Source organism: Pseudomonas sp. MM211, from assembly GCF_020386635.1.
GTDB lineage: Bacteria > Pseudomonadota > Gammaproteobacteria > Pseudomonadales > Pseudomonadaceae > Aquipseudomonas.
Map to the genome: position 1 here is coordinate 1839220 of NZ_CP081942.1, position 26057 is coordinate 1865276.

Annotated in this window: 29 protein-coding genes, 1 pseudogene and 1 riboswitch; of the genes and pseudogenes, 20 read left to right on the forward strand and 10 right to left on the reverse strand. The window is 61.6% G+C overall.

From position 1 onward, the window contains the following. Window positions 1–19 precede the first annotated feature (19 nt). The 8 genes and pseudogenes from rpmJ to bfr all read left to right on the forward strand — a co-directional run bounded on the left by rpmJ (window position 20) and on the right by bfr (window position 6210). On the forward strand, window positions 20–136 hold the full coding sequence (rpmJ, locus tag K5Q02_RS08300) for a 50S ribosomal protein L36 (RefSeq protein ID WP_002555468.1): 117 nt from the start codon (window positions 20–22) through the stop codon (window positions 134–136). 131 nt (window positions 137–267) lie between these two features. Next, window positions 268–624, forward strand: a complete 357-nt coding sequence (rpsM, locus tag K5Q02_RS08305; protein ID WP_010487012.1) for a 30S ribosomal protein S13 — start codon at window positions 268–270, stop codon at window positions 622–624. Window positions 625–654: 30 nt separating this feature from the next. Then, window positions 655–1043 (forward strand): annotated as a pseudogene (gene rpsK / locus K5Q02_RS08310) (30S ribosomal protein S11). A gap of 17 nt (window positions 1044–1060) precedes the next feature. After that, window positions 1061–1681: a 30S ribosomal protein S4 gene (rpsD, locus tag K5Q02_RS08315; protein ID WP_225838197.1), complete on the forward strand. Its 621-nt coding sequence runs from the start codon at window positions 1061–1063 to the stop codon at window positions 1679–1681. 22 nt (window positions 1682–1703) lie between these two features. Continuing rightward, window positions 1704–2705 (forward strand): DNA-directed RNA polymerase subunit alpha, encoded by a 1002-nt coding sequence (locus tag K5Q02_RS08320; RefSeq protein ID WP_131182235.1) that lies wholly within the window; start codon window positions 1704–1706, stop codon window positions 2703–2705. A gap of 43 nt (window positions 2706–2748) precedes the next feature. Continuing rightward, window positions 2749–3135, forward strand: coding sequence for a 50S ribosomal protein L17 (gene rplQ / locus K5Q02_RS08325; protein ID WP_042552930.1), 387 nt, complete (start codon window positions 2749–2751; stop codon window positions 3133–3135). 175 nt (window positions 3136–3310) lie between these two features. Continuing rightward, complete coding sequence (katG, locus tag K5Q02_RS08330) at window positions 3311–5602, forward strand: catalase/peroxidase HPI (RefSeq protein WP_225838198.1); 2292 nt, start codon at window positions 3311–3313, stop codon at window positions 5600–5602. 143 nt (window positions 5603–5745) lie between these two features. Further along, window positions 5746–6210 (forward strand): bacterioferritin, encoded by a 465-nt coding sequence (bfr, locus tag K5Q02_RS08335; protein WP_225838200.1) that lies wholly within the window; start codon window positions 5746–5748, stop codon window positions 6208–6210. Between the two features lie 56 nt (window positions 6211–6266). Here bfr and uvrA read toward each other — a convergent pair whose 3' ends face one another. After that, on the reverse strand, window positions 6267–9101 hold the full coding sequence (gene uvrA, locus K5Q02_RS08340) for an excinuclease ABC subunit UvrA (RefSeq protein ID WP_225838202.1): 2835 nt from the start codon (window positions 9099–9101) through the stop codon (window positions 6267–6269). A gap of 132 nt (window positions 9102–9233) precedes the next feature. Between uvrA and K5Q02_RS08345 the strand changes: the two genes are divergently transcribed. Both K5Q02_RS08345 and K5Q02_RS08350 read left to right on the forward strand, forming a co-directional pair. Beyond that, the gene (locus tag K5Q02_RS08345) at window positions 9234–10622 is read left to right on the forward strand and encodes an MFS transporter (protein ID WP_225838204.1); all 1389 of its coding nucleotides are present in this window, start codon (window positions 9234–9236) and stop codon (window positions 10620–10622) included. Window positions 10623–10637: 15 nt separating this feature from the next. Next, window positions 10638–11138 carry a single-stranded DNA-binding protein gene (locus K5Q02_RS08350; RefSeq protein WP_042553302.1) on the forward strand — a complete coding sequence of 167 codons (501 nt, stop codon included), beginning with the start codon at window positions 10638–10640 and terminating at the stop codon, window positions 11136–11138. A 66-nt stretch (window positions 11139–11204) separates the two neighbouring features. On the opposite strand, the gene K5Q02_RS08355 is transcribed toward K5Q02_RS08350, so the two are convergent. Continuing rightward, complete coding sequence (locus K5Q02_RS08355; protein WP_225838206.1) at window positions 11205–11552, reverse strand: VanZ family protein; 348 nt, start codon at window positions 11550–11552, stop codon at window positions 11205–11207. Window positions 11553–11815: 263 nt separating this feature from the next. Here K5Q02_RS08355 and K5Q02_RS08360 point away from each other — a divergent pair, with 263 nt between their 5' ends. Together K5Q02_RS08360 and K5Q02_RS08365 are read left to right on the forward strand one after the other, a co-directional pair. Beyond that, complete coding sequence (locus tag K5Q02_RS08360; protein WP_225838208.1) at window positions 11816–12700, forward strand: sugar nucleotide-binding protein; 885 nt, start codon at window positions 11816–11818, stop codon at window positions 12698–12700. After that, a complete protein-coding gene (locus K5Q02_RS08365; protein WP_225838210.1) occupies window positions 12693–13622 on the forward strand; it encodes an NAD-dependent epimerase/dehydratase family protein in 930 nt (309 codons plus the stop codon). Before K5Q02_RS08360 ends, K5Q02_RS08365 begins: the two co-directional genes overlap by 8 nt. Before the next feature lie 257 nt (window positions 13623–13879). On the opposite strand, the gene K5Q02_RS08370 is transcribed toward K5Q02_RS08365, so the two are convergent. From K5Q02_RS08370 to K5Q02_RS08390, 5 genes are all read right to left on the reverse strand, one after another. Then, window positions 13880–14572 (reverse strand): OmpW/AlkL family protein, encoded by a 693-nt coding sequence (locus K5Q02_RS08370; protein ID WP_225838211.1) that lies wholly within the window; start codon window positions 14570–14572, stop codon window positions 13880–13882. A 121-nt stretch (window positions 14573–14693) separates the two neighbouring features. After that, entirely contained in the window at window positions 14694–15215 is a 522-nt protein-coding gene (locus K5Q02_RS08375; RefSeq protein WP_225838213.1) for a DUF3299 domain-containing protein, read from the reverse strand. Window positions 15216–15404: 189 nt separating this feature from the next. Further along, window positions 15405–16667, reverse strand: coding sequence for an ABC transporter permease (locus K5Q02_RS08380; protein WP_225838215.1), 1263 nt, complete (start codon window positions 16665–16667; stop codon window positions 15405–15407). Between the two features lies 1 nt (window position 16668). Further along, the gene (locus K5Q02_RS08385; protein ID WP_225838217.1) at window positions 16669–17376 is read right to left on the reverse strand and encodes an ABC transporter ATP-binding protein; all 708 of its coding nucleotides are present in this window, start codon (window positions 17374–17376) and stop codon (window positions 16669–16671) included. Between the two features lie 128 nt (window positions 17377–17504). Continuing rightward, entirely contained in the window at window positions 17505–18104 is a 600-nt protein-coding gene (locus K5Q02_RS08390) for a DUF2796 domain-containing protein (protein ID WP_225838219.1), read from the reverse strand. A gap of 121 nt (window positions 18105–18225) precedes the next feature. On the opposite strand from K5Q02_RS08390, the gene K5Q02_RS08395 reads away from it, so the two are divergent. Next, a complete protein-coding gene (locus tag K5Q02_RS08395) occupies window positions 18226–18576 on the forward strand; it encodes a hypothetical protein (protein WP_225838220.1) in 351 nt (116 codons plus the stop codon). 99 nt (window positions 18577–18675) lie between these two features. On the opposite strand, the gene trxA is transcribed toward K5Q02_RS08395, so the two are convergent. Genes trxA through K5Q02_RS08410 form a run of 3 tightly spaced genes read right to left on the reverse strand, consistent with a single transcriptional unit; the run spans window position 18676 to window position 20704 of the window. Beyond that, window positions 18676–19548, reverse strand: a complete 873-nt coding sequence (trxA, locus tag K5Q02_RS08400) for a thioredoxin (RefSeq protein ID WP_225838222.1) — start codon at window positions 19546–19548, stop codon at window positions 18676–18678. 59 nt (window positions 19549–19607) lie between these two features. Beyond that, window positions 19608–20270 (reverse strand): class I SAM-dependent methyltransferase, encoded by a 663-nt coding sequence (locus K5Q02_RS08405; protein ID WP_225838223.1) that lies wholly within the window; start codon window positions 20268–20270, stop codon window positions 19608–19610. Continuing rightward, the gene (locus tag K5Q02_RS08410; protein WP_225838225.1) at window positions 20267–20704 is read right to left on the reverse strand and encodes a YbaY family lipoprotein; all 438 of its coding nucleotides are present in this window, start codon (window positions 20702–20704) and stop codon (window positions 20267–20269) included. The genes K5Q02_RS08405 and K5Q02_RS08410 overlap by 4 nt, the downstream gene beginning before the upstream one ends. Window positions 20705–20845: 141 nt before the next feature. Between K5Q02_RS08410 and nrdR the strand changes: the two genes are divergently transcribed. From nrdR to nusB, 7 genes are all read left to right on the forward strand, one after another. Then, window positions 20846–21310: a transcriptional regulator NrdR gene (gene nrdR, locus K5Q02_RS08415; RefSeq protein WP_042553289.1), complete on the forward strand. Its 465-nt coding sequence runs from the start codon at window positions 20846–20848 to the stop codon at window positions 21308–21310. Window position 21311: 1 nt separating this feature from the next. Next, entirely contained in the window at window positions 21312–22430 is a 1119-nt protein-coding gene (gene ribD / locus K5Q02_RS08420) for a bifunctional diaminohydroxyphosphoribosylaminopyrimidine deaminase/5-amino-6-(5-phosphoribosylamino)uracil reductase RibD (protein ID WP_225838226.1), read from the forward strand. Window positions 22431–22507: 77 nt separating this feature from the next. Continuing rightward, window positions 22508–22665, forward strand: a riboswitch (FMN riboswitch). A 92-nt stretch (window positions 22666–22757) separates the two neighbouring features. After that, window positions 22758–23219, forward strand: coding sequence for a 6,7-dimethyl-8-ribityllumazine synthase (locus K5Q02_RS08425; protein WP_225838228.1), 462 nt, complete (start codon window positions 22758–22760; stop codon window positions 23217–23219). A gap of 13 nt (window positions 23220–23232) precedes the next feature. Further along, a complete protein-coding gene (locus K5Q02_RS08430) occupies window positions 23233–23895 on the forward strand; it encodes a riboflavin synthase (protein WP_225838230.1) in 663 nt (220 codons plus the stop codon). A 13-nt stretch (window positions 23896–23908) separates the two neighbouring features. After that, window positions 23909–24997 carry a bifunctional 3,4-dihydroxy-2-butanone-4-phosphate synthase/GTP cyclohydrolase II gene (gene ribBA / locus K5Q02_RS08435; protein ID WP_225838232.1) on the forward strand — a complete coding sequence of 363 codons (1089 nt, stop codon included), beginning with the start codon at window positions 23909–23911 and terminating at the stop codon, window positions 24995–24997. Between the two features lie 101 nt (window positions 24998–25098). Next, window positions 25099–25575, forward strand: a complete 477-nt coding sequence (gene ribH, locus K5Q02_RS08440) for a 6,7-dimethyl-8-ribityllumazine synthase (protein WP_225838233.1) — start codon at window positions 25099–25101, stop codon at window positions 25573–25575. Beyond that, complete coding sequence (nusB, locus tag K5Q02_RS08445) at window positions 25572–26054, forward strand: transcription antitermination factor NusB (protein ID WP_225838235.1); 483 nt, start codon at window positions 25572–25574, stop codon at window positions 26052–26054. The genes ribH and nusB overlap by 4 nt, the downstream gene beginning before the upstream one ends. The last annotated feature ends 3 nt before the right edge of the window (window positions 26055–26057 follow it).

A 26057-nucleotide genomic window follows, 5' to 3' on the forward strand; every position in this document is an offset into this window, starting at 1 on the left:
AAGGTTCGAGGAGTTGGTGATGAAAGTTCGTGCATCGGTGAAAAAGCTGTGCCGTAACTGCAAAATTATTCGCCGTGAAGGTGTTGTGCGAGTGATTTGCAGCGCGGAACCGCGTCACAAACAGCGCCAAGGCTGAGTGTGATCGAAGCTATAAGCCCGGCAGCTAGTGCGCTGCCGGGTTGATTATTTGTTTCTACAGCGATAATATCTTGCGCCCCATTTCTTGGCTTCCGGGGCGTAGGTAGCTGTCAATTGGAGTTCCACTGAATGGCCCGTATTGCAGGCGTTAACATTCCGGATAACAAGCACACTGTTATCTCGTTGACCTACATCTTTGGTGTCGGTCGCACCACCGCACAGAAAATCTGTGCAGCTACCGGTGTAAATCCGGCGGCAAAGATCAAGGATCTCTCTGACGAGCAGATCGAGCAGCTGCGTGGTGAAGTCGCCAAGGTTAATACCGAGGGTGATCTGCGCCGTGAAGTGAACATGAAAATCAAGCGCTTGATGGATCTGGGCTGCTACCGCGGTCTGCGTCATCGTCGCGGCCTCCCGGTGCGCGGTCAGCGTACCAAGACCAACGCGCGCACCCGTAAGGGCCCGCGTAAGCCGATCCGCAAGTAATCGCGTTCGCGAATCGACAGGAATTTAGTCATGGCAAAACCTGCTGCTCGTACTCGTAAGAAAGTCAAGAAGACGGTGGTTGATGGCATCGCCCACATCCACGCTTCTTTCAACAACACCATCGTGACCATTACCGACCGTCAAGGTAACGCCCTGTCTTGGGCTACCTCCGGTGGCTCGGGTTTCCGCGGTTCTCGCAAGTCCACCCCGTTCGCTGCCCAGGTGGCTGCTGAACGTGCTGGTCAAGCTGCGCTGGAATATGGCCTGAAGAACCTCGACGTAAACGTCAAAGGTATAGTCCGGGTCGTGAGTCCGCAGTCCGTGCTCTTAACGGTTGCGGTTACAAGATCGCCAGCATCACCGATGTGACGCCCATCCCGCATAACGGGTGCCGTCCTTCGAAGAAGCGTCGCGTGTAATCAGGAGACAGTGAGAAATGGCTCGTTACATTGATCCCAAATGCAAACTGTCTCGTCGTGAAGGCACAGATCTTTTCCTGAAAAGCGGTGTTCGCGCCCTGGAATCGAAGTGCAACCTCGAAGCAGCCCCAGGTATTCACGGCCAGCGCCGTGGCCGTCAGTCCGACTACGGCACCCAGCTGCGTGAGAAGCAAAAAGTTCGTCGTATCTACGGCGTACTCGAGCGTCAATTCAGCGGTTACTACAAAGAAGCTGCCGGCAAGAAAGGCGCTACTGGTGAGAACCTGCTGCAACTGCTCGAATGCCGTCTGGATAACGTTGTTTACCGTATGGGCTACGGCGCTACCCGCGCTGAATCCCGTCAGCTGGTTTCGCACAAAGCGATCAGCGTAAACGGCAAAACTGTAAACGTACCGTCCTACCAGGTTAAAGCTGGCGACGTGGTTGCAGTACGCGAGAAGTCGAAGAATCAGCTGCGCATCGTTCAGGCTCTTGAGCTGTGTGCTCAGCGTGGCCGTGTTGAGTGGGTAGATGTAGACACCGAGAAAAAGTCTGGCGTGTTCAAAAGCGTCCCGGCTCGTGGTGATCTCTCCGCTGACATCAACGAAAGCCTGATTGTCGAGCTCTACTCCAAGTAAGGGCTAGAAAATAGGTGCATCCATGCAGATTTCGGTAAATGAGTTCCTGACCCCCCGCCATATCGATGTGCAGGTGGTCAGTCCGACCCGCGCCAAGATCACTCTCGAGCCTCTCGAGCGTGGTTTCGGCCATACCCTGGGCAACGCGCTGCGTCGCATCCTGTTGTCCTCCATGCCTGGCTGTGCAGTAGTCGAGGCCGAGATTGATGGTGTACTCCATGAGTACAGCGCCATCGAAGGTATTCAGGAAGACGTAATTGAAATCCTGCTTAACCTTAAAGGTCTGGCAATCAAGCTGCATGGTCGAGACGAAGTTACACTGACTCTGGCGAAGAAGGGCTCTGGCGTCGTAACCGCTGCCGATATTCAGCTGGATCATGATGTTGAAATCGTCAACGGCGACCACGTAATCGCCAACCTGGCTTCCAATGGCGCGTTGAACATGAAGCTCGTTGTAGCTCGTGGTCGCGGCTATGAGCCAGCTGATTCGCGCCAGAGTGATGAAGACGAGAGCCGCAGCATTGGTCGCTTGCAGCTCGATTCTTCCTTCAGCCCTGTGCGTCGCGTGTCTTACGTGGTGGAAAACGCTCGTGTTGAGCAGCGCACCAACCTGGACAAACTGGTTATCGACCTCGAAACCAACGGTACCCTGGATCCTGAAGAGGCTATCCGTCGTGCTGCAACCATCCTGCAACAGCAGTTGGCTGCATTCGTCGACCTCAAAGGTGACAGCGAGCCTGTTGTAATCGAACAGGAAGACGAGATCGATCCGATCCTGCTCCGTCCGGTTGATGACCTGGAACTGACCGTTCGTTCGGCCAACTGCCTCAAGGCAGAAAACATCTACTACATCGGTGACCTGATCCAGCGCACCGAAGTAGAGCTGTTGAAAACGCCGAACCTGGGCAAGAAATCCCTGACTGAAATCAAGGACGTTCTGGCTTCCCGTGGTCTGTCCCTCGGTATGCGCCTCGACAACTGGCCGCCGGCAAGTCTGAAGAAAGACGATAAGGCGACTGCCTGATCGTCATCATCACCGAACGTGAAGTTTGGTAAGGAATTGAACCATGCGTCATCGTAAAAGTGGCCGTCACCTCAGCCGCACCAGCGCTCACCGCAAGGCCATGTTTCAAAACATGGCGGTATCGCTGTTCGAGCATGAGCTGATCAAAACTACTCTGCCGAAAGCCAAGGAACTGCGCCGCGTTGCCGAGCCGCTGATTACCCTGGCTAAAGAAGACAGCGTCGCCAACCGTCGTCTGGCTTTCGACCGTACTCGTTCGAAAGCTATCGTTGGTAAACTGTTCAACGATCTGGGCAAGCGCTACGCCACCCGTCAGGGCGGTTACCTGCGTATCCTCAAGTGCGGTTTCCGCGCTGGCGACAATGCCCCGATGGCTTATGTTGAGCTGGTCGACCGTCCGGTCGGTGGCGCAGTAGAAGCTGCCGAGTAAGGCATCGTTGCAAGAAGAACCGGGCTTAGGCCCGGTTTTTTTATGCCTCATTTTTAGTTAAAAACTATCGGTCTGTAAGGCCTTATTCATTTGAGAGTTCGCTACCGCTCGTCGATACTCAATGCCAATCCCGCTTAGTCGGGAACGATTAAGCCTGGTAAGGAGATAGACGACGATGAGTGAGAAGACTGAAGGCAAATGCCCTTTCTCGGGGAGTGCTTCTGAGGCAACGCCGAAGCATACCGCTGGCGGCGGCACTGGCAACCGCGACTGGTGGCCGAGCCAGCTGCGTGTCGACCTGCTGCACCAGCATTCCTCCAAGTCCAACCCATTGGGCGAGACTTTCGACTATGCCGAAGCTTTTCAGTCGCTTGATTACGAGGCGCTGAAAAAAGATTTGCGTGCGTTGATGACCGACACGCAGGACTGGTGGCCGGCCGACTTCGGCCACTACGGCCCGCAATTCATCCGCATGGCCTGGCACGCCGCCGGCACCTACCGTACCGGCGATGGCCGCGGTGGCGCAGCGCGTGGACAGCAGCGTTTCGCACCGCTCAACAGCTGGCCAGACAACGTCAATATCGACAAGTCGCGCCGCCTGCTGTGGCCGATCAAGCAGAAGTATGGCCAGAAGATTTCCTGGGCCGACCTGCTGGTGCTCACCGGCAATGTCGCCCTGGAAACCATGGGCTTCCGGACTTTCGGCTTTGCTGGCGGACGTGTGGACACGTGGGAGCCGGATCAGGACGTCTACTGGGGCACCGAGAAGACCTGGCTGGGTGGTGATAACCGCTATGGCAAGGGTGCGGCCGGCAGTAATGACGATACAGGCGTGGTCGTGGCCGATGAAGAGCTGCATGGCCAGGAGCATGATCGCACCGACGACCAGGGGCGCAACCTGGAAAATCCGCTCGCTGCCGTGCAGATGGGGCTGATCTACGTCAACCCTGAAGGCCCGGAGGGAAATCCCGATCCGCTCGCGGCGGCCCATGACATCCGCGAGACTTTCGCGCGCATGGCCATGAACGACGAAGAAACCGTCGCGCTGATTGCCGGTGGCCACACTTTCGGCAAGACCCATGGCGCCGGGCCGGCGGACAACGTCGGCGCCGAGCCCGAGGCCGCCGGTCTCGAGGAGCAGGGCCTGGGCTGGGCGAGCTCGTTTGGCAGCGGCAAGGCCGGCGATGCGATCACCAGTGGCCTGGAAGTGACCTGGACGACCACGCCTGCGCAGTGGAGCAACAACTTCTTCGAGAACCTGTTCAGGTTCGAGTGGGAACTGACCAAGAGCCCGGCGGGCGCCCACCAGTGGGTAGCCAAGGGCGCGGATGCGATCATTCCCGATGCGCACGATCCTTCGAAGAAGCATCTGCCGACCATGTTGACCACCGACCTGTCGCTGCGCGTCGACCCGGCGTACGAGAAAATCTCCCGACGGTTCCTGGAGAACCCGCAGGCATTCGCCGAAGCATTCGCCCGCGCCTGGTTCAAGCTGACCCACCGTGACCTCGATCCGAAGTCGCGTTATCTGGGGCCGGAAGTACCGAAGGAAGACCTGCTCTGGCAAGACCCGCTGCCGGCTGTCCATCACCCGTTGATTGACGATGCTGACGTCGCGGCGCTCAAGGCCCGCGTGCTGGCCTCCGGTCTGTCGGTGTCCGAGCTGGTCGGTACGGCCTGGGCTTCGGCGTCTACCTTCCGTGGATCCGACAAGCGCGGCGGTGCCAATGGTGCACGTCTGCACCTCGCGCCACAGAAGGACTGGGCCGCCAACCAGCCTGAGCAGCTGGCCAGCGTTCTAGCGATTCTTGAAGGTATCCGTGGCGAGTTCAACCGCACCGCCACCGGCGGCAAGCAGGTGAGTTTGGCCGATCTGATCGTGCTGGCCGGTAGTGCCGGTATCGAGCAGGCCGCCAGCAAGGCCGGTCACGCGGTAAGCGTACCGTTCTCTGCCGGGAGGGCTGATGCCTCGCAGGAGCAGACTGACGTCGAATCCTTCGCTGTGCTCGAACCGGTCGCCGACGGTTTCCGCAACTACCTCAAGGGGCGCTACAGCGTGCCTGCCGAGGCGTTGCTGATCGACAAGGCGCAGCTGTTGACCTTGACCGCGCCGGAATTGACGGTGCTGATCGGCGGCCTGCGTGCGATCAATATCAACGTGGGTGGAGCGGGCCACGGGGTGTTCACCGACAAGCCGGGGGCGCTTAGCAACGACTTCTTCGTCAACCTGCTCGACATGGGCACGGTGTGGAAGGCAGTGCCGGGTAATGGCAACCTTTACGAAGGACGTGACCGCAAGAGTGGTGAGCTGAAGTGGACCGCCACCCGTGTCGATCTGGTATTCGGCTCCAACGCCATCCTCCGCGCTCAGGCGGAAGTCTATGCCAGTGCCGACGCTCGCTTCATCGAGGACTTCGTGGCGGCATGGACCAAGGTTATGAACCTCGACCGTTTCGATCTTGCTTGACGGCTGACCGGGCGCCCGCCCGGTCTTTCGAGTCGATACAGCCAGCGCCTCCTTAATGGAGGCGTTGTGCTTTTTACTTGACCGTAGCGTATGTGGAGCGGAGCATTCATCCATTCCACCGAGTGCAGCAAGGATTCCTAGGCATGAAAGGCCATATTGAAGTTATCGATTATCTGAAAGTGCTGCTCAAGGGTGAGCTGGCGGCGCGCGATCAGTACTTCATTCACTCGCGGCTTTACGAGGACTGGGGTTTCAGCAAGCTCTACGAGCGCATCAATCACGAGATGGAAGAAGAGACGCAGCACGCTGATGCGCTGCTCAAGCGCATCATCTTCCTCGAGGGTGTGCCGGACATGGTGCCCGACGCCTTCACCTTCGGCCAAACCGTGCCCGATGCGCTGAAGCTGGATCTGGCGCTGGAGTACCAGGTGCGTGCTGCGCTGAGCAAAGGCATCGAGCTGTGCGAGCGCCATCAGGATTACCAGAGCCGCGATATTCTGCTGCTGCAGCTCAAGGATACCGAAGAGGATCACGCCTACTGGCTGGAGATTCAGCTGCAGCTGATCGGCAAGCTGGGCCTGGAAAAGTATCTGCAAGGCCAGATGTGAATCGCCGCCAAGAAAAAGCCCCGCACATGCGGGGCTTTTTCGCTAGTGGGGGGTGATCAGGCCCTGTCACGCTCCAGCAGCGGTTTGAGGAAGTGCCCTGTGTGTGATTGCGGCATTTCCGCAACCTCTTCCGGCGTACCGCAGGCGATGATCTGGCCGCCTTTGGAGCCACCCTCCGGACCTAGATCCACCAACCAGTCGGCGGTCTTGATCACGTCGAGGTTGTGCTCGATCACCACGACGGTGTTGCCGTGATCGCGGAGGCGGTGCAGCACGTCCAGCAACTGCTGGATATCGGCGAAGTGCAGGCCGGTGGTCGGTTCGTCGAGGATGTACAGGGTCTTGCCGGTATCACGCTTGGACAGCTCGCGTGACAGCTTGACCCGCTGCGCCTCGCCCCCGGAAAGAGTGGTCGCCGATTGCCCGAGCTTGATGTACGAAAGGCCCACGTCCATCAGTGTCTGCAGCTTGCGCGCCAGCGCCGGCACTGCATCGAAGAAGCCACGGGCGTCTTCGATGGTCATCTCCAGCACTTCGTGGATGCTCTTGCCCTTGTACTTGATCTCCAGCGTTTCGCGGTTGTAACGCTTGCTCTTGCACACGTCACAGGGCACGTAGATATCCGGTAGGAAGTGCATCTCCACCTTGATCAGACCATCGCCCTGGCAAGCCTCGCAGCGCCCGCCCTTGACGTTGAACGAAAAACGCCCAGGGCCGTAACCCCGCGAGCGTGACTCGGGGACGCCGGCGAACAGTTCACGAATCGGCGTGAACAGTCCGGTGTAAGTGGCCGGGTTTGAACGTGGCGTACGGCCGATCGGGCTCTGATCGATATCCACGACCTTGTCCAGATGCTGCAAGCCGTCGATGCTGTCGTGAGTTGCTGCTTCCAGCGTAGTGGCGCCGTTCAGGGCGGTGGCGCTGAGCGGAAACAGGGTGTTGTTGATCAGCGTCGACTTGCCTGAACCGGATACGCCCGTCACGCAGGTCAGCAGGCCGATGGGAATATCCAGGTTGACGTTCTGCAGGTTGTTACCGCGAGCGCCTTTGATTTTCAGCGACAGCTTCTTATCACGGGGTGTGCGTTTGGCCGGTACGGCGATCTTCTTGCGACCCGACAGGTACATGCCGGTCAGCGAGTCCGGGTGAGCCATGACTTCGGCGGCGGTACCTTCGGCGACGATCTGGCCGCCATGCACGCCAGCGCCTGGGCCGATATCGACCACGTAGTCGGCCATGCGGATGGCGTCCTCGTCGTGCTCGACCACGATCACCGTGTTACCGATATCGCGCAGGTGGCGCAGGGTGCCGAGCAGGCGTTCGTTATCGCGCTGGTGCAGACCGATGGAGGGCTCGTCGAGGATGTACATGACACCCACCAGGCCTGCGCCGATCTGGCTGGCCAGACGGATACGCTGCGCCTCGCCACCGGACAGGGTATCGGCGCTGCGATCCAGGGTCAGGTAGTCGAGGCCGACGTTGACCAGGAACTGCAGGCGTTCGCAGATTTCCTTGAGAATCTTGCTGGCGATCTCACCACGTCGACCTTCCAGGGTCAGGCTGCCGAAGTAGTCGCTGGCCGAACTGATCGGCATTCCAGTGACCGCTGGTAGGGTCTTTTCACCGACCCACACGTGGCGAGCCTCGCGGCGCAGGCGAGTGCCGCGGCAGTCAGGGCAGGGCTGGGTGCTGAGGAACTTGGCGAGCTCTTCGCGCACGCTGGTCGATTCGGTCTCGCGATAGCGCCGTTCGAGGTTGGGCACGATGCCTTCGAACGGGTGCGAGCGTTTGACGATGTCGCCACGGTCGTTGAGGTACTTGAAGTCGACGTTCTGTGAGCCGCTACCGCTGAGAATGATTTTTTGGTGATCGCTGTCCAGCTCCGCGAAGGGTTTCTCCAGGCTGAAGCCATAGTGGGAGGCCAGGGAGCCGAGCATTTGGAAGTAGTAGACGTTACGTCTGTCCCACCCGCGTATTGCGCCTTCGGCCAGGGTGAGCTCACCGTTGACCAGACGTTTGTTATCGAAGAACTGCTTCACACCCAGACCGTCGCAGGTCGGGCAGGCCCCAGCCGGGTTGTTGAAGGAAAACAACTTGGGTTCCAGCTCGCTGATCGAGTGACCGCAAACCGGGCAGGCGAAGCGCGCGGAGAAGATGATTTCTTCACCTTCTTCGCCCTCCATCGGCGCGATCAGCGCCAGCCCGTCGGCCAGCTTGAGGGCCGTCTCGAAGGATTCGGCCAGGCGCTGCTGCAGATCGCCGCGGGCTTTGAAGCGGTCGACCACGGCATCGATGCTGTGCTTCTTCTGCTTGTCGAGCTTCGGTAGTTCGTCGAGTTCGTAAAGCTTGCCGTTGACCCGTACGCGCACGAAACCCTGGGCGCGTAGTTCGTCGAACACGGCGAGGTGCTCGCCCTTGCGCTCGCGAATCACCGGAGCCAAGAGCATCAGCTTGCTGCCTTCGGGCAGGGCGAGCACCTGGTCGACCATCTGGCTGACGGTTTGTGCTTCCAGTGGCAGGTCGTGATCCGGGCAGCGTGGTTGGCCAGCGCGGGCGTAGAGCAGGCGCAGGTAATCGTAGATCTCGGTGATGGTGCCGACCGTCGAGCGCGGGTTATGCGAGGTGGACTTCTGCTCGATGGAAATGGCTGGCGACAAGCCTTCGATGGTGTCGACGTCAGGCTTTTCCATCATCGACAGGAATTGCCGGGCGTAGGCCGATAGCGATTCGACGTAGCGGCGCTGGCCCTCGGCGTACAGGGTGTCGAAGGCCAGGGACGACTTGCCCGAGCCAGACAGACCGGTGATCACGATCAGTTTGTCACGTGGCAGGGTCAGGTCGATGTTCTTGAGATTATGGGTGCGTGCACCCCGGATCAGAATCTTGTCCAAAACAGCCTCGCGTGGCGGGCGGATAAACCGCCGAGTATACGGGGGGCGACAGCCGTGCGGCAAAGCGCCGCTGCTGTGCCCATAGGGCTTCGACTGGTAGAATCGCCGGCTTGTTTCAACAGGTTATCGACGATGCGCGATTCGCACAGCGAACGCATGAGTGGCGCGGAGACTCGGGCAGCCGGTGGGCTGGCACTGGTGTTCGCATTTCGCATGCTGGGCATGTTCATGGTACTGCCGGTATTGGCTACCTATGGGCAAGAGCTCGCCGGTTCAACCCCGGCCCTGATCGGTTTGGCCATTGGCGCCTATGGTCTGACCCAGGCCTTTCTGCAGATCCCCTTTGGCGTGCTGTCCGATCGCATCGGCCGGCGCCCAGTGATCTACTTCGGCCTCGTGGTGTTCGCTGCGGGCAGTTTGCTGGCAGCCAATGCCGATTCCATCTGGGGGGTGATCGCCGGTCGCGTGCTACAGGGCGCCGGGGCGATCTCTGCGGCGGTGATGGCCCTGCTGTCCGATCTGACCCGCGAACAGCACCGCACCAAGGCCATGGCCATGATCGGCATGAGCATCGGCCTGTCCTTCGCCATCGCCATGGTGGTCGGGCCGCTGCTGACCCGCGCGTTCGGGCTGTCCGGTCTGTTCCTGGCCACTGGCGCCATGGCGCTGCTGGGAATCATCATCGTAGCCGGCATGGTGCCCGCTAGCGCCGGGCCGCTGCAGCACCGTGAATCCGGGGTCGCCAAGCAGGCGTTGTGGCCGACCCTGAAGCATCCGGATCTGCTGCGGCTGGACTTCGCCATCTTCGCATTGCACGCCATCCTGATGGCCAGCTTCATCGCCCTGCCTTTGGCGCTGGTGGAGCAGGGCGGCCTGCCCAAGGAGCAGCACTGGTGGGTTTACCTGACCGCGCTGCTCGGTGGTTTTTTCCTGATGGTGCCGTTCATCATTTACGGCGAGAAGAAGCGCCAGATGCGCCGCGTGCTGATCGGCTCGGTGATCGTACTGCTTTGCTGTGAACTGTATTTCTGGGCGTTCGGCCATGGCTTGCGCAACCTGGTGCTTGGCATCGTGGTGTTTTTTACCGCGTTCAACTTGCTGGAGGCTTCGCTGCCATCACTGATCAGCAAGGTGGCGCCAGCGGGCGGCAAAGGCACTGCTATGGGCGTTTATTCGACCAGCCAGTTCCTTGGCTCGGCCCTTGGCGGCATCATGGGCGGCTGGCTGTATCAGCATTACGGGTTGGCCGGCGTGTTCGGCGGCTGTGCGCTGTTGACGCTTCTTTGGCTTGCCTTTGCTGTTACTATGCGCGAACCGCCGTATGTAACCAGCCTGCGTTTGCCGCTATCGATCGTGGCGTTGCAGGAAGCAGGCTTGGCCGAGCGAATTCAGGCAGTGCCCGGAGTGGCGGATGCCGTAGTGGTGGCCGAAGAGGCTGCCATCTATGTGAAAGTGGATACCCAACAATTGGATCGCACGTCGCTGCAGCGCTTGATCGAAGCGGCGCCGGTGACGTGCTGAAAGTAGGAGAGCGTTATGGCCCGTGGGGTTAACAAAGTTATTCTGGTCGGTACCTGCGGACAGGATCCGGAAACGCGCTATCTGCCCAGCGGCAACGCCGTGACCAACCTGAGCCTGGCTACCAGCGAGCAGTGGACGGACAAGCAGACTGGGCAGAAGGTCGAAAAGACCGAGTGGCACCGCGTTTCGCTGTTCGGCAAGGTTGCGGAAATTGCCGGTGAGTATCTGCGCAAGGGTTCTCAGGTCTACATCGAGGGCAAGCTGCAGACCCGCGAGTGGGAAAAGGACGGTGTGAAGCGTTACACCACCGAAATCATCGTCGACATGCAGGGCACCATGCAGCTGCTTGGCGGCCGCCCGGACAACGCGGGCGGTGGCGACTCCGCCCCGCGTCAGTCGCGCCCGGCACCGCAGCGCGAGCCGCAGCAACAGGCTCCGCGTCAGTCCGCTCCGCAGCAGCAGAAGCCGCAGCCCGCTCAGGACTACGACAGCTTCGATGACGATATCCCGTTCTGATCGTCAGCCGTGACAGCAAAAGGCCCCGCAATGCGGGGCCTTTTTCGTTCAGCCTGCTGCCAGCGTTCAGGCCGGGCTGAAGAAGCGTTTACGCAGCAGACCCTGGCAGATCCATAACACCAGCGCGATGCTGATGCCGCACAGGTTGGCAAGAACGTCCAACTGGCTGAATTCGCGACTAGGCTGCAAGTAGTGCTGCAGCCATTCCAGCAGCGGCGCCTGGATGTAGAGCAGGCTCCACAGCAGCCAGCCCGGCACGGTTGGGAAGGCGATGCGGCTGACCAACGACAGGCCGGCAAAGGCCAGCAGGTGCAGGAACTTGTCCGATTCGTCGAACAGATCCGGTGGTGGCTCCGGTCGGAACAGGCCGTAGGCGAGCACCGCACAGCAGGCCAGGAACATCAGCTTTCTCAAATTTTTCGTCCTTTCATTGTCTCTTTGCTTGGCACTATGACCACTGCATCTGGCTCGGGTTGCCAGCGATGCCGATTGGGTGACCAGGTGTCCTCGATCCATCGATGGGCGTCAAGGTTGTGCGTGGTTGATGACGCCGCGGGGTAAAAACAGCAAAATGCAGGCCATGGGCTGAACCGTCCGGGATCTGCCGAGAATTTAGCGGTTGGCGCGCCATTGCGCGGTGCACGCTCAAACCTGATTGTGGAGCCTCTAGTTTCGTTATGCGCATGCGCCTGTTGTTGCTGGGTGGTGGCAGTACGCTGGGTCGGGCGTTGATTCGCCTTGGAGCCGAAGAAGATATCGGTTTCCTCGCACCCCGCCCGCCGGCCCAGGGTTGGGATGCCGCCAGCCTGACTCAGTTGGTCGACGATACCCGCCCCGATGCGGTGATCAACCTCGCCTATTATTTCGACTGGTTTCAGGCCTCGCAGGTCAGCGAGGAGCGCTTCGTCGCTCAGGAACGTGCTGTGGAGCGCCTGGCTGAGCTGTGTCAGCACCATGATATTCGTCTGCTGCAGCCTTCCAGCTATCGCGTGTTCGATGGCGCCCGCGCCACCGCATACAGCGAGAAGGATGAGGCGCAGCCCCTTGGCCTGCGTGGGCAGGTGCTGGCGCGCATGGAGCAGAGCGTTCGCGCCCTGTGCCCGCGGCATGTGCTGCTACGCTTCGGCTGGGTGCTCGATGACAGCCCGGACGGGTTGCTGGCGCGTTTCCTGGTGCGAGCCGAGCGTGCAGAGGCGCTATTCCTGGCCGATGATCGGCGGGGCAATCCGACTCCGGTAGACGATGCTGCGCGGGTCATCCTTGCCGTGCTCAAGCAGCTCGACTGCGCCGCGCCGCTGTGGGGCACCTATCACTATGGTGGGCACGAGGCGACCACGTCGCTGGCGCTCGGCCAGGCGATCCTGAGCGAAGCGCGGCACATTCGTCAGAACCTCCTTGAGGACATCTCCGGTCAGGCTCACGCCGCACGGGGCGACGCTGCCGAAGAGCCGCAGCATGGCGTGATGTCGTGCAAGAAAATCCTACACACTTTCGGCGTCAAGCCGCGCGCCTGGCGTGCCGGCCTGCCGAGCTTGCTGGAGCAGTATTATCGCCATGTCTGACCGACCTATTCTCGTAACTGGTGGCGCCGGCTTCATCGGCTCCAATCTGGTCGACGCCCTGCTGGCACGCGGCCACAGTGTGCGTGTGCTGGACAACCTGTCCATGGGCAAGCTGGCCAATCTGCCGGTGGATGATTCGCGGTTGACCTTTATCGAGGGTGACGTGGCAGATGCAGGGCTCGTTAGTCGAGCCGTGGCCGGTTGTGGCGCAGTGGTGCATCTCGCCGCCGTGGCGTCGGTGCAGGCGTCGGTGGACGATCCGGTCAGCACTCACCAGAGCAATTTCATCGGTACCCTAAACATCTGCGAAGCGATGCGCGAACACGGTGTACGACGTGTGGTATTCGCCTCCAGCGCCGCGGTCTACGGCAACAATGGGGAAGGTCAGGCGATCGATGAAAACACCGCCAAGGCGCCGCTGACCCCTTATGCGGCGGACAAACTGGCCAGTGAGCATTATCTGGAGTTCTACGCGCGCCAGCATGGCCTGGAGCCGGCGATCTTCCGCTTCTTCAACGTCTTCGGCCCGCGTCAGGATCCGTCCTCGCCGTATTCCGGGGTGATCAGCATCTTCACCCAGCGTGCCCAGCAGGGCCTGCCGATCAGTGTGTTCGGTGACGGCGAGCAGACCCGCGATTTCTTCTATGTCGCCGATCTGGTCGAGTTGCTGCAGCAGGCGCTGGACGCCAAGCAGGTGGCACAGGGCGCGGTAAATGTTGGCTGGAACGAGACGGTGAGCCTCAAACAACTGTTGGCGCAGATCGGCGAATTGCTTGGCGGCCTGCCGGCGGTTACCCACCTCGATTCACGCGCGGGCGATATCCGTCATTCCCGTGCAGACAATGGCCGTTTGTCCGAGCACTACCAGTTGCCAGCGCAGACCACACTGCGCGATGGGTTGGCTGCTTTGCTCAATAGCTGAGTCGTCAGATACCAGAAAGCAGAAAGCCGGCGTTGCCGGCTTTCTGCGTTTTAGGGGGGCTTGGCAGCTGTGCACGGACTTTCGACCTGGGCAAATGGCCGCTACAAGGCAGAAGCTTACTTTCAGCGACCTCGTGGGAGCGGCTTTAGCCGCGAGCTCTTTATACCTAGACAGACCAAATCGGGGCTAAAGCCCCTCCCACAAAAGCAGCAGCACCCCATGTCCGCTCCCGCCACATTGCGCTCGTAAGCAGGTTCCTAGAACTTGTAGCCCAGGCCAACCATGTACACGAACGGATCGACGTCGACGTCTACCTTGGCGCGTACGCCGAGGCCGGGGTGGTCGACGTAGGCGGTGGTGTCGATGTCGATGTAGCGCGCCTGGGCGTTGATCAGCAGGTTGTCGGTGAGCATGTAGTCGGCACCGATCTGCCAGGCCAGGCCCCAGGAATTCTTCGCCCGGAAATTGTCGAAGCCGGCTGTGCTGGCGCGGCTGCCTACGTGTTCGTCATAGATCCAGGTGTAGTTGATGCCGGCGCCGACATAGGGCTGGAACACCGATTTCGAGTCGAGCGGGTAGTAGACGACGCTCAGGGTCGGTGGCAGGTGTTTCAAGGTGCCGAGTTTGCCGTTGGCGGCATCCAGCGCGGTGCCCTTGATCTTCACGTCATGTTCGAACGGCGTGGCGGCGAGCAGTTCGATGCCGATGTTGTCAGTGAGCATGTAGGCGAAGTTGAGGCCCAGCTGAGTGTCGCTGCTCATGGTCGCCTTGCCGCTCAGGTCGGTACCGGCAAGGCCGCCGCGGTCGACCTTGACCGTGGAGCTGTCGGCTTTCGGGTTGACCGTGATGGCGCCCGCGCGAACGAGGATATCTCCGGCCTGGTGCGCCTGCGCCGCAGAGGCAGCCAGCGCCAGGGCGATCAGAGAGGCAGAGAACAGCGACTTGTACATGGTGAGCTCCTAACGGGTCATACGATAATCTCGGATGACGTCAGGTTAGGGCGCCTGGCGAAGCGTCCTTTGACTCAGCTCAATGCTCATGGACGGCAGGGTGCGACTTTTTGCCACGATGTCAGTTGGCCGGCAGCTCGTATGGGTAGATTTTGTCCGCAGCCATCTGATAACCGACTTCGGCCAGCTCACTGCTGCTGTGCTCGACCTTCAGTGGGCCCTCGATCCAGAACGGCTGGTACAGCGCATCAAGCAGCACGCCCAGTTCGGCGGTGACATGGATGATCTGGTTGGAGGGTGGTGGCGGCACGTGGATGCAGGCGCCGAAGTAGGGCACCAGCAGGAACTCGGTAACCCGACCTTCCTCGGTTACGTCCAGCGGCACGATATAGCCCGGAATCTTGATCTGCTGGCCGTCCATCTCCTTGACCACTGGCGCAGACGGAAACTGCTGCAGCGAGGCGGCGCCCCCTTCGGAAAGCGCGTCGCCCAGCTGCGACATGTCATGCATCGGCGTCATCTGGGCGATCTGTGGCGGCGCGTTCTCGGGAATCAGCTCCTGCCAGTTCAGCGTGCGCAGTTTGGCAGCCCACAGCGGAGCTGCCAGGGTCATGAGAAGGGCGATGAGCAGAGCGCGGAACATGACACTACCTCTTGATTGAAAACGGAGCCGCTGCCGGCTCCGAATATTCAGAACCTATTCACGATTGTGCGAGCTAGAGCCCTGCAAGGCGAAAATAAGCGAGGAAGCGGAGTTTACTGATGTAAATGAGCTTTCCGAGCTTGTTTTCAACGCCGCAGGGCCGACGCGCAGCCGATCGTGAGTAGGTTCTCAGAGGCGGATGGACAGACCATCTGCCAACGACTGCCGATAGGCCCGCCAGGCCGGTACGCAGCCCATCAGCAGAGCGGCCGCCAGAATAGCGCCGAGCAGCGTCCACTCATAGGGTGTCGGCGCACTCAATGGCAGATACAGCCCGTAGTTGGCCTGCACATAACCCTGTGCGCTGGCGATGCCGCCGTACAGCAGGGCGACACCGGCGACGACGCCCGCCACGGCCAGGGAGAAGGCTTCGAGGATCAGCAGGCTGGCGACGTGCCACGGCCGCGCCCCCACCGAACGGAGGATGGCCATCTCCCGGCGCCGTTCGTTGAGGCTGGTGAGGATGGCCGTGAGCATGCCGATCAATCCCGTCAGCACCACGAACAACGACACAACGAACAGCGCCTTTTCTGCCGTGCCCATCAGGCTCCACAACTCCTGCAGCGCAACGCCAGGGAGAATCGCCAGCAGCGGTTCGCCGCGGTACTCGTTGACCTCGCGCTGAACCGCGAAGGTGGCGATCTTGCTCTTCAGGCCGAGCATCACCGCGGTGATGGCCTTGGGCTGCAGGTTCATCTCCCGAGCCTGGTCGGCGCTTATCTTGCCGGCGCCGCGGGCCGGTACGCCGTTTTGCCAGTCGACGTGTAGCGCCTCCATGCCCTCCAAGGAAATATGCAGGGTGCGATCCACCGGCGTGCCGGTGCGGGCGAGGATGCCGCTGACCACGAACGGCTTGTCATCGTGCTGCTGCAGGCTGATGGTCGCGACCCCATGGGACAGCACCAGTTTGTCGCCGAGCTTGTAGTTCAGGGCCTGGGCCACTTCGGCGCCCAGTACCACCTCGAAGAGGTCGTGGAAGCGTTCGCCTTGAGCCAGTTGCAGCGACTGTCCACGCCCGTAGTGGTAATGGTCGAAATAACCCGCGTCGGTGCCCATCACCCGGTAGCCTCGGTGCGAGTCGCCCAGAGAAATCGGGATGGCCCAGTCGACCTGGCGGTGCGCGGCGAGCTTCTCGAAACTGTCCCAGCGGATGTTGTTGGTGGCATTGCCGATACGGAACACCGAGTACAGCAGCAGATTCACGCTGCCGGAACGGGCGCCGACGATCAGGTCGGTACCACTGATGGTATTGGCGAAGCTGGCGCGGGCTTCGGTGCGCACCCGCTCCACGGCGAGCAGCAGACACACCGACAGGGCGATGGCGAAGACCGTGAGCAGAGCGGTGAAGCGGCGGTTGGCCAGACTGGCCAAGGCGAGTCGTAACAGGAACACCTCAGACCTCCTGGGGTTTGCTGGCGCGGTTGAGTTCGGCCAGCGACAGGCTGCGGTCGAACAGCGGGGCCAGGCTCTGGTCGTGGCTGACGAACAGCAGGCTGGCGCCGACATCTCGGCATTCGCCGAACAGTAGTTCGAGGAAGGCCTGGCGCGCATCGGCGTCCAGCGCCGAAGTCGGTTCGTCGGCAATCACCAGCTCCGGCTGGCCGATCAGTGCGCGAGCCGCGGCTACGCGCTGTTGCTGGCCGATGGAAAGCGAGTCCGCACGCCGTTCGAGCAACTCTGGGCGCAGGCCCAGGTGCTCCAACAGTTTCGCCGCCGCCTGATCCACGCTGCCATAGCGCTGCGTTGCACGTTGTGCACGAAGGCTGGAGAAGCGGCAGGGCAGTTCGACGTTGGCGCGAACGCTGAGAAAGGGCAGCAGGTTGAATTGCTGAAAGATGTAGCCGGTGTGGTCGACACGGAAGCGATCCCGGCGCGCTGCCGAGAGGGCGGCGAGATCCTCGCCGAGCAGGCGAATGTTGCCTCGGCCAGGCTTCTGCACGCCGCCGAGCAGGCCGAGCAGGGTGGTCTTGCCACTGCCGCTGGGGCCCTTGAGAAACAGGGTTTCGCCGCGCTGCAGGTGAAAATTCGGGATATCCAGAAGCTCGTCCTGGCCGGGCCAGGAGAAACCGAGGTCGGTGAGTTCGATCAGTGCTGAGGTCATGGGGACTGCTGGCGCTGGAGATGAAAGGGGCAAGTGTGCCAGTCATGGGCGCGAAATGCTGACCCGAGGGGTGTTGCAGGACGTGTGCGAATGCGGATGCCTCCTGCTGGAGGCATCCGCCAAGCCGATCAGAACGTCAGTTGTGCATTGGCCGGCGTCGACTCGACACCCTGCTGGCCGCTTGGGCCGATCAGTTGCACGTTGATCTTCTGGGTCGCCGGGAACTGCTTGTAGAAGGCCGACAGGTCGAGCGTCTTCAGAGCGCCCGGCTGTTTGCAGGTAAAGCTGTAGTCGGCATCGATATCGCTGTGCTCGTGGTGATGCTCGTCGCCGTCAGCATGTTCATCGTGGTCGTGGTCGTGGTCGTGGTCGGCTTCAGCGTTACCGAACAGCGGGCTTTGCAGTTCATGCTCGGTGAGGCTGCAACCGGCTGCAGCGGGCAGGCTGAACAGCGCGAGTGGCTTTTCCAGCAGAGCGCGGGCGGCGGCGACGGTTTTCTTGTCGGCCTCGCTGGTTGCGGCATGCTCGAAGCCGACGATGTTCATGGCCGGGCTCTCCAGTTCGATCTCCAGGGTGTTGCCCTCGAGCGCGACGTTCAGCGTGGCGACACCGTGCTCATGTTTGCCGAGGCTACCGTGTTCATGGTCGTGATCGTGGTCATGGTTCTGTGCGTGAACAGCGGCCAGAGGAAGCAGGGCGAAGGGCAGGGCGAGCAATAGGCGGCGCATGAAAAGGCTCCGATGCGTTGAAGGTATTGATACGTTATAACAAATTTATGGGCGGAGATAGAGGGGATGCTTGGTTTGCCTGCCTGTGGGAGCATGGCATCCGGATAGTTTGGAGGTGGTGATGGTGCGTATTCGTGGACGGATCGGCGACTGGCCGGTGGATTTGACGGTGGAACTCGATCCACAGGACTGGGCGCAACTGACGGCAGCTGTACCGGTGGCTGCGCAGAGCACGGCCGCGGCGACACCTCAGACGGTTCAGCCTGATCAGGACGGCCAATGGCAAACGGTACTCGAGCTGTTGCGCCGCGCCGGGCGTGTCGAGGGGCCGCAGTTGTTGGCGCAACTGGCTGCTCTGGCTGGCGGTGAGGTGGCGGGCAAGCGCTTGTTGGTGCGCCTGCGTCATTGCGAGCAGGTACGCATGGAAACCGGCCCGGATGCGCCGGTTTATTGCTGGGTAGAACAGTCGTAACCAGCAAGTCTTTGTAGGAGCCGGCTTGCCGGCGATAGCGATGTCGACATCAACATTGCATCTCCGGCAAGCGAGCTCCTACGGGACAGGTTCTCGGAATTAATAGAGGGCCTGATACACCCGGCGGCGGTAGGTGGTCACCAGCGGGTGGTCGTTGCCGAGCAGGTCGAACACTTGCAGCAGGGTCTTGTGGGGCAGGCCGTCGGCGTAGTTGCGGTTGCGCACGAAGAGTTTCAGCAGGGCCTCCAGAGCCGGCTCGTATTGCTGACGGGCGAGCTGCTGGATGGCCAGTTGTAGAGTGGCCTCGTCGTCTTCTGCATTCTGCGCCAGGCGACTCTTCAGGGTGGCGGCATCCGGCAGTTCGGCCGCTTCGCGCAGGAAGGTCAGTTGCGCGCGTGCACCAGCCAGGGCCTGTTTGTGTTCATCACCCTTTACCGCATCGAGTACCTGCTGCGCCTCGCCCAGTTCGCCACGCTCGGCCAGGCAGCGGGCATACAGAATCAGCGCGGCAGCGTTGCTGTTGTCCTCGCCGAGTTTCTGCTTGAGCAGGGCTTCGGCCTCGCCGATGCGGCCATCGGCGAAGGCTTGCTGGGCTACTTCCAGCAGGTCGGCCTCAGGCGCAGCAGGCTCGGCGACATGGGGCTGCAGCAGGGCGCGGATCGCCGATTCGGGTTGCGCGCCCTGGAAACCGTCGACCGGTTGACCATTCTTGAACAGCACCACGGTCGGCAAACTGCGGATGCCGAAACGGGCGACGATTTCCTGCTCGATATCGCAGTTGACCTTGGCCAGTAGCAATTCACCCTGATAGCCCACGGTGATCTGCTCCAGCAACGGCATCAGCGCCTTGCAGGGCGCGCACCATTCGGCCCAGAAGTCCACCAGCACAGGCTTGGTGAAGGAGTTCTCGATGACCAGTTGCTCAAACTGGGCGGCGCCGTTGATCTCGAAGATATAGGGGGTGTCGCTCATGGTCGGTCTCTGTCCGGGCGAAAATGGGTATGACTATAAATGCGGGCGCAGGTGCGCGGCTACAAGGGGCCACCTTCGGCATGATAGAGGCTGACGTGGCGGAAGGTTTCCGGCTCTGCCAGATCCGGCCAGGTACAACCCTCCAGGCCGCCGATGCGTCGATAGGCCGGATGACTGAAGTCCCGCACTCGAGAGTCAGCAACCAACACCTGGCGGGCATGTTCGAGAACGCGGTCGAGCAGGGGCAGGTTGGCGCGGTCGTAGAGCACGTCGGCGACGATCGCCAGGTCGTAGTCACACCGTTCGGCGAACAGATCACTCGAGTATTCCAGCTGCACGCCATTGAGTTCGGCATTGGCCTGGCAGGCCGCTAGCGCCAGCGGATCCAGGTCGCAGGCCACCACCTGCGCCGCGCCTGCCCGCACGGCAGCGATGGCTGCCACGCCTGAGCCGCTACCGACATCCAGCACCCGTTTGCCGCGTACCCATTCCGGGTGCTGGGCCAGCCAGTCCACCAGTACCAGGCCACTGGCCCAGCAGAAGCACCAGTAAGGTGGCTCCTCGAGAATGCGTCGAGTTTCTTCAGGGCTGAAGCAGCGATCCATGTTCGCCGGGTCGATCAACCACAGGCGCAGGTCGGTACCCGGCAGGGTGGTCGCGCTCACGCGGGCATCGCCGAGCAGTTCGCCGAGGGCCGCCTGCAGGTGGTGCGGTGGTGTCACAGCGCAGGCGTTACGCGCACTTCGCCGAGTGTTTGGCTCTGCGGCTCACGGATCAACTGGCTAGGCATGTGCAACACCAGCTTGCCCGACTGATGAACGCGGCCGCGCAGCTCTACGCGGATGCCCTGATCGAAGTTCTCGGGGTTGAACTGCAGGCGGAACGGCAACGGTGCACCGGTTCCACGCAGCAGGATGTTACCCAGCAGCTTGTGAGGCAGACCGCGTTCATTGATGGTCATGAGTGCCAGTTCCACATCGGCGCCTGCTGGCACGTCGAGTAACGTGCCGGTTATTTCGCGCAGATGCGTCGGCGTCGCAGCAGGTTCCTGTTGGGGCGCAGGCGCTGCGGGTGGGGCGGCAGGTGGTGGTGTTTCGCCGGCGCAAGCGACGAGCAAGGCGGCGAGACTGAGCAGGGCGAGCGGGCGCAATGGCATGGAGGGATCCTGGCAGGCGGGCAATGCCTGGATTCTCCCCATAGCCACCGGTGAATGCAAAGGAAAGTGGCCCTGCGGCGCTTGGCACCGGGTCGGGTGGATGCGCTACCATGCTGGCTTTCCCGCCTGGCTTTCCCAACCATGCACTGCCCCTTCTGCTCTGCCAACGACACCAAGGTCATCGATTCGCGTCTGGTCGCCGAGGGCGATCAGGTGCGTCGCCGCCGAGAATGCCTGGCCTGTGGTGAGCGTTTCACCACCTTCGAGACCGCCGAGCTGGTGATGCCACGCCTGATCAAGCAGGACGGCAGCCGCCAGCCCTTCGACGAAGACAAGCTGCGCGCCGGCATGCAGCGTGCGCTGGAAAAACGCCCGGTGAGCATCGAGCGGCTGGAGGCGGCCATCGCCCATATCAAACATCGACTACGGGCCACTGGCGAGCGCGAGATCAAGTCGCTGGTGCTTGGCGAGCTGGTGATGACCGAGCTGCAGAAACTCGACGAAGTGGCCTATATCCGCTTCGCTTCGGTGTATCGCCGCTTCCAGGATCTCAATGAATTCCGTGAGGAAATCGACCGTCTTTCCCGCGAGCCCAATCAGGACTGAGATGAGCACCAACGATCAGGCATTCATGGCCCGCGCGATCGAGTTGGCGCGCAAGGGGCTGTATTCCACTCACCCCAATCCCCGTGTCGGTTGCGTGATCGTGCGCGACGGCAAGATCGTTGGCGAAGGCTGGCACGCCAAGGCCGGCGAGCCCCATGCCGAGGTGTACGCCTTGCGTCAGGCCGGCGACAAAGCGCGCGGCGCCACCGCCTACGTTACCCTCGAGCCGTGCAGCCACCATGGGCGCACACCGCCCTGCGCGGATGCTCTGGTCGAGGCAGGCGTCGCCAGGGTGGTAGCGGCCATGCAGGATCCCAACCCGCAGGTGGCCGGCAGGGGGCTGTTGAGGCTGATGAATGCCGGCATCTCGGTGCAAGGCGGTGTGTTGGAAAGTGAGGCGCGGGCGCTGAATGCCGGCTTCGTCAAGCGAATGGAAAAGGGCCTGCCGCTGGTGCGCGTCAAGCTCGCCATGAGCCTGGACGGGCGCACGGCCATGGCCAGCGGCGAAAGCCAATGGATCACCGGGCCGGCCGCTCGTGCTGCGGTGCAACGACTGCGGGCGCGCTCGAGTGTTGTGCTGAGTGGTGCTGACACGCTGCTGGCCGATGGAGCGCGCTTGACGGTAAGACCCGACGAGCTGGGCCTGGGCGCCGAACTCACGGCGCTGGCTCAGGCGCGCCCGCCGCTGCGCGTGCTGGTCGATGGGCGTTTGCGTGTTCCGCTGAGTGCGCCGTTCTTCCAGGCTGGTTCAGCGTTGGTGGCGACTTGCGCGGCGGCAGCCTCGCGGGATCGCTACCTCGATGAGGGTCACGAACTACTGGCGATACCGGGCAACAACGGCCATGTCGATCTGCGCAAGCTGCTGCTCGAGCTTGCTAGTCGGGGGGCCAACGAGGTGTTGGTTGAGGCTGGGCCGAAACTGGCTGGCGCTTTCGCCCGGCTGGGACTGGTCGATGAATACCAGTTGTTCGTCGCCCCCAAGTTCCTTGGCTCCAGTGCCAGGCCGCTGCTCGATCTGCCCCTGGCGCGGATGGCCGAGGCCAAGCCGTTGAAGATCGTCGACATGCGTGCAGTGGGTGACGATTGGCGAATCATCGCCGTGCCCGACCCCGCCTCCTGAAGACGCCGCTGGCGCACGCCCGCCGTGCACCGCAGCTGCAACTATGGTAAAAAGCTGTCGGCCGCACAGCGCGGCCAAAACGTTCTCAGGGCGGGGTGTAATTCCCCACCGGCGGTAATGGCGCGCAATGCTCCTAGCCCGCGAGCGCCCGGTACGGCCACCAGCCGCCCGGGGACAAGCAGATCCGGTGTGATTCCGGAGCCGACGGTATAGTCCGGATGAAGAGAGAGCGGGATTGCCTGGCTGGGCGCCCTTGTGGCTGCCGCATGTCTGTACTGTCCCTATCGATCAAAGCTGCCCTGTTTTAGCCATAAACAGGAGTTGAACATGTCCATTACTTCTCAAGTACGCCGGGTCGCCTTCGTGCAGGCCTGCTGGCACCGCGAAATCGTCGATCAGTCCCGCAATGCCTTTATCGAAGAAATGCAGCGCCAGGGCTATGCCGCTGGCGAGATCGACTGCTTCGAAGTCGGCGGCGCCTTCGAAATTCCCCTGCATGCCAAGCGTCTGGCCAAGAGCGGCCGCTATGCTGGCATCGTCGCTGCCGGGCTGGTGGTCGATGGCGGCATCTACCGTCACGAGTTTGTCGCCCAGGCGGTGATCGAGGGCCTGATGCAGGTGCAGCTGGAAACCGACGTACCGGTGTTCTCTGCAGTGCTTACGCCCCACCATTTCCATGCCGGCGAAGAGCACCAGACGTTCTTCCGCGAGCATTTCCTGGTCAAGGGTGCCGAAGCGGCGCGTACTTGTGCCGATACGCTGCGCAAGCTCAAAGAACTGCCGGTCTGACGAGGAGCACTTAATGTTCACTGGAATCATCGCATCCATCGGCAGCATTGCCGCCATCACCCCCAAGGGCGGCGATGTGCGTGTCTACGTCAAGACCGCCAAGCTCGACCTGGCTGATGTGGCTCTGGGCGATAGCATCGCGGTCAATGGTGTGTGCCTGACCGCGGTCGAATTGCCAGGCGACGGCTTTTGGGCCGATGTCAGCCGCGAAACCCTGGCGCGTACTGCCTTTATCGATCTCAAGACCGGTAGCCCGGTCAATCTGGAAAAGGCCCTGACGCCTACCACTCGCCTGGGTGGCCATCTGGTTAGCGGTCATGTCGATGGCGTCGGCGAGATCATTTCCCGTGAGGAGAACGCCCGCGCCATCCAGTTCAAGGTGCGGGCCCCGCGCGAGTTGGCCAAGTACATCGCCCACAAGGGTTCGATTACCGTCGACGGTACCAGCCTCACGGTGAATGCCGTGGATGGTGCCGAGTTCGAACTGACCATCGTGCCGCACACCTTGGCCGAAACCATCATGGCCGACTACCGCCCCGGGCGCCGGGTCAATCTCGAGGTCGACCTGCTGGCCCGTTACCTGGAGCGCCTGCTGCTCGGTGACAAGGCCGCCGAGCCCAGCAGTGCCGGGCTCACCGAAGGTTTTCTCGCCGAACACGGCTACCTGAAGAATTAAGGACACCGCCACCATGGCACTCAACAGTATCGAAGAGCTGGTCGAAGACATTCGTGCCGGCAAGATGGTCATCCTCATGGATGACGAAGACCGCGAGAACGAAGGCGACTTGATCATCGCCTCGGAATGCGTGACCGCCGAGCACATCAACTTCATGGCACGCTTCGCCCGTGGCCTGATCTGCATGCCGATGACCCGTGAGCGCTGCGAAACCCTCAAGCTGCCGCTTATGGCGCCGCGCAACGGTTCCGGCTTTGGCACCAAGTTCACCGTCTCCATCGAAGCCGCAGAGGGCGTCACCACCGGCATCTCCGCCGCTGACCGTGCCCGCACCGTGCAGGCTGCTGCTGCGAAGAACGCGGTTGCCGAAGATATCGTCAGCCCCGGCCATATCTTTCCGCTGATGGCCCAGCCCGGTGGCGTGCTGGCGCGTGCCGGCCACACCGAAGCAGCCTGCGACCTGGCGCGCATGGGTGGCTTTGAGCCGAGTGGGGTGATCTGCGAGATCATGAACGACGACGGCACCATGGCTCGTCGCCCAGAGCTGGAAGTGTTCGCCGAACAGCATGGCATCAAGATTGGCACCATCGCCGACCTGATTCACTACCGAATGCTGCACGAGCGCACCGTTACCCGCGTGACCGAGCAGCCGCTGGATAGTGAAGTCGGCCAGTTCCATCTGGTCACCTATCGCGATTCGGTGGAAGGCGACGTGCACATGGCGTTGACCCTGGGCACCATCTGCCCGGAAGAGCCGACCCTGGTGCGCGTACACAACATGGATCCGATGCGCGACCTGCTGATGGTGCGCCAGCCTGGCCGCTGGAGCCTGCGCGCGGCGATGACCGAAGTGGCCAATGCCGGTAGCGGCGTGGTGCTGCTGCTCGGCCATTCGCTGGACGGCGACGAAGTGCTGGCGCATATCCGTGAAGCGGATGGTGCTACCAGCAAGACGCCGAGTACCTACAGCACGGTCGGTGCTGGTTCGCAGATTCTGCGTGACCTCGGTGTGCGCAAGATGCGCCTGATGAGTGCGCCGATGAAGTTCAATGCGATATCCGGTTTCGATCTGGAAGTTGTAGAATACCTGCCCCCGAAATAACGGGTGACTATCGCGGTGAGCTACCTTTAGCCCACCGACACTATTTTCAGGGCCTGCCACGGCAGGCCCTGGCTCTTTAAAAGACAGCTCGAGAACTCGCTATGACACTCAAGACTATCGAAGGTAATTTCATCGCTCCCGAGGGTCGCTTCGCCCTGGTGGTCGGCCGCTTCAACAGCTTCGTGGTCGAAAGCCTGGTCAGCGGCGCCGTCGACGCCCTGGTACGCCATGGCGTGAGCGAAAGCGACATCACCATCATCCGTGCGCCAGGTGCCTTCGAAATTCCGCTGGTTGCCCAGAAAGTCGCCCAGCGCGGCGAGTACAACGCGATCATCGCCCTCGGCGCAGTGATCCGTGGCGGCACGCCGCACTTCGAATACGTGGCAGGCGAGTGCACCAAGGGCCTGGCCCAGGTATCCATGGAGTTTGGCGTACCAGTCGCTTTCGGCGTGCTGACTGTCGACTCCATCGAGCAAGCCATCGAGCGTTCCGGCACCAAGGCCGGCAACAAGGGCGCTGAAGCTGCCTTGTCTGCTCTGGAAATGGTCAGCCTGCTGGCACAGTTGGAGGCCAAGTGAGCCAGAACGACAGCAAGCCAGTCAAAAAGGGCCCAAGCGCCAAGGTACTTGCCCGCCGTCAGGCGCGTACGCTGGCCATGCAGGCACTGTACTCCTGGCATATCGCCGGGCAGGCGCTCAACGAGATCGAGGCCCAGTTCCGCGTCGACAACGACTTCAGTGCGGTCGACGGAGCCTACTTCCACGAAATTCTGCATGGCGTGCCGCGTCAGAAGACCGAGATCGACAGCGCGTTCGAGCCCTTGCTCGATCGTCCGTTGGCCGAGATCGACCCGGTCGAGCTGTCCATCCTGCGTCTGTCCACCTACGAGCTGCGTAACCGCATCGACGTGCCGTACCGCGTGGTGATCAACGAAGGCATCGAGCTGGCCAAGATCTTTGGTGCCACCGACGGGCACAAGTTCGTCAATGGCGTGCTGGACAAGCTGGCGCCGAAGCTGCGTGCCGACGAAGTCCGCGACTTCAACAGCAAGCGCTGAGTG

Bases quoted from the DNA above. Each gene is read 5' to 3' on its own strand.
- K5Q02_RS08350 (WP_042553302.1), top strand. From the start codon at position 10,638: ATGGCCCGTGGGGTTAACAAAGTTATTCTGGTCGGTACCTGCGGACAG.
- ribH (WP_225838233.1), top strand. From the start codon at position 25,099: ATGACACTCAAGACTATCGAAGGTAATTTCATCGCTCCCGAGGGTCGC.
- ribBA (WP_225838232.1), top strand. From the start codon at position 23,909: ATGGCACTCAACAGTATCGAAGAGCTGGTCGAAGACATTCGTGCCGGC.
- K5Q02_RS08345 (WP_225838204.1), top strand. From the start codon at position 9,234: ATGCGCGATTCGCACAGCGAACGCATGAGTGGCGCGGAGACTCGGGCA.
- rpsM (WP_010487012.1), top strand. From the start codon at position 268: ATGGCCCGTATTGCAGGCGTTAACATTCCGGATAACAAGCACACTGTT.
- K5Q02_RS08410 (WP_225838225.1), bottom strand. From the start codon at position 20,704: ATGCCATTGCGCCCGCTCGCCCTGCTCAGTCTCGCCGCCTTGCTCGTC.
- K5Q02_RS08320 (WP_131182235.1), top strand. From the start codon at position 1,704: ATGCAGATTTCGGTAAATGAGTTCCTGACCCCCCGCCATATCGATGTG.
- K5Q02_RS08370 (WP_225838211.1), bottom strand. From the start codon at position 14,572: ATGTACAAGTCGCTGTTCTCTGCCTCTCTGATCGCCCTGGCGCTGGCT.
- bfr (WP_225838200.1), top strand. From the start codon at position 5,746: ATGAAAGGCCATATTGAAGTTATCGATTATCTGAAAGTGCTGCTCAAG.
- rpsD (WP_225838197.1), top strand. From the start codon at position 1,061: ATGGCTCGTTACATTGATCCCAAATGCAAACTGTCTCGTCGTGAAGGC.
- rpmJ (WP_002555468.1), top strand. From the start codon at position 20: ATGAAAGTTCGTGCATCGGTGAAAAAGCTGTGCCGTAACTGCAAAATT.
- K5Q02_RS08395 (WP_225838220.1), top strand. From the start codon at position 18,226: ATGGTGCGTATTCGTGGACGGATCGGCGACTGGCCGGTGGATTTGACG.
- K5Q02_RS08390 (WP_225838219.1), bottom strand. From the start codon at position 18,104: ATGCGCCGCCTATTGCTCGCCCTGCCCTTCGCCCTGCTTCCTCTGGCC.
- K5Q02_RS08360 (WP_225838208.1), top strand. From the start codon at position 11,816: ATGCGCATGCGCCTGTTGTTGCTGGGTGGTGGCAGTACGCTGGGTCGG.
- rplQ (WP_042552930.1), top strand. From the start codon at position 2,749: ATGCGTCATCGTAAAAGTGGCCGTCACCTCAGCCGCACCAGCGCTCAC.
- K5Q02_RS08365 (WP_225838210.1), top strand. From the start codon at position 12,693: ATGTCTGACCGACCTATTCTCGTAACTGGTGGCGCCGGCTTCATCGGC.
- K5Q02_RS08430 (WP_225838230.1), top strand. From the start codon at position 23,233: ATGTTCACTGGAATCATCGCATCCATCGGCAGCATTGCCGCCATCACC.
- ribD (WP_225838226.1), top strand. From the start codon at position 21,312: ATGAGCACCAACGATCAGGCATTCATGGCCCGCGCGATCGAGTTGGCG.
- K5Q02_RS08385 (WP_225838217.1), bottom strand. From the start codon at position 17,376: ATGACCTCAGCACTGATCGAACTCACCGACCTCGGTTTCTCCTGGCCC.
- nrdR (WP_042553289.1), top strand. From the start codon at position 20,846: ATGCACTGCCCCTTCTGCTCTGCCAACGACACCAAGGTCATCGATTCG.
- K5Q02_RS08375 (WP_225838213.1), bottom strand. From the start codon at position 15,215: ATGTTCCGCGCTCTGCTCATCGCCCTTCTCATGACCCTGGCAGCTCCG.
- katG (WP_225838198.1), top strand. From the start codon at position 3,311: ATGAGTGAGAAGACTGAAGGCAAATGCCCTTTCTCGGGGAGTGCTTCT.
- trxA (WP_225838222.1), bottom strand. From the start codon at position 19,548: ATGAGCGACACCCCCTATATCTTCGAGATCAACGGCGCCGCCCAGTTT.
- K5Q02_RS08425 (WP_225838228.1), top strand. From the start codon at position 22,758: ATGTCCATTACTTCTCAAGTACGCCGGGTCGCCTTCGTGCAGGCCTGC.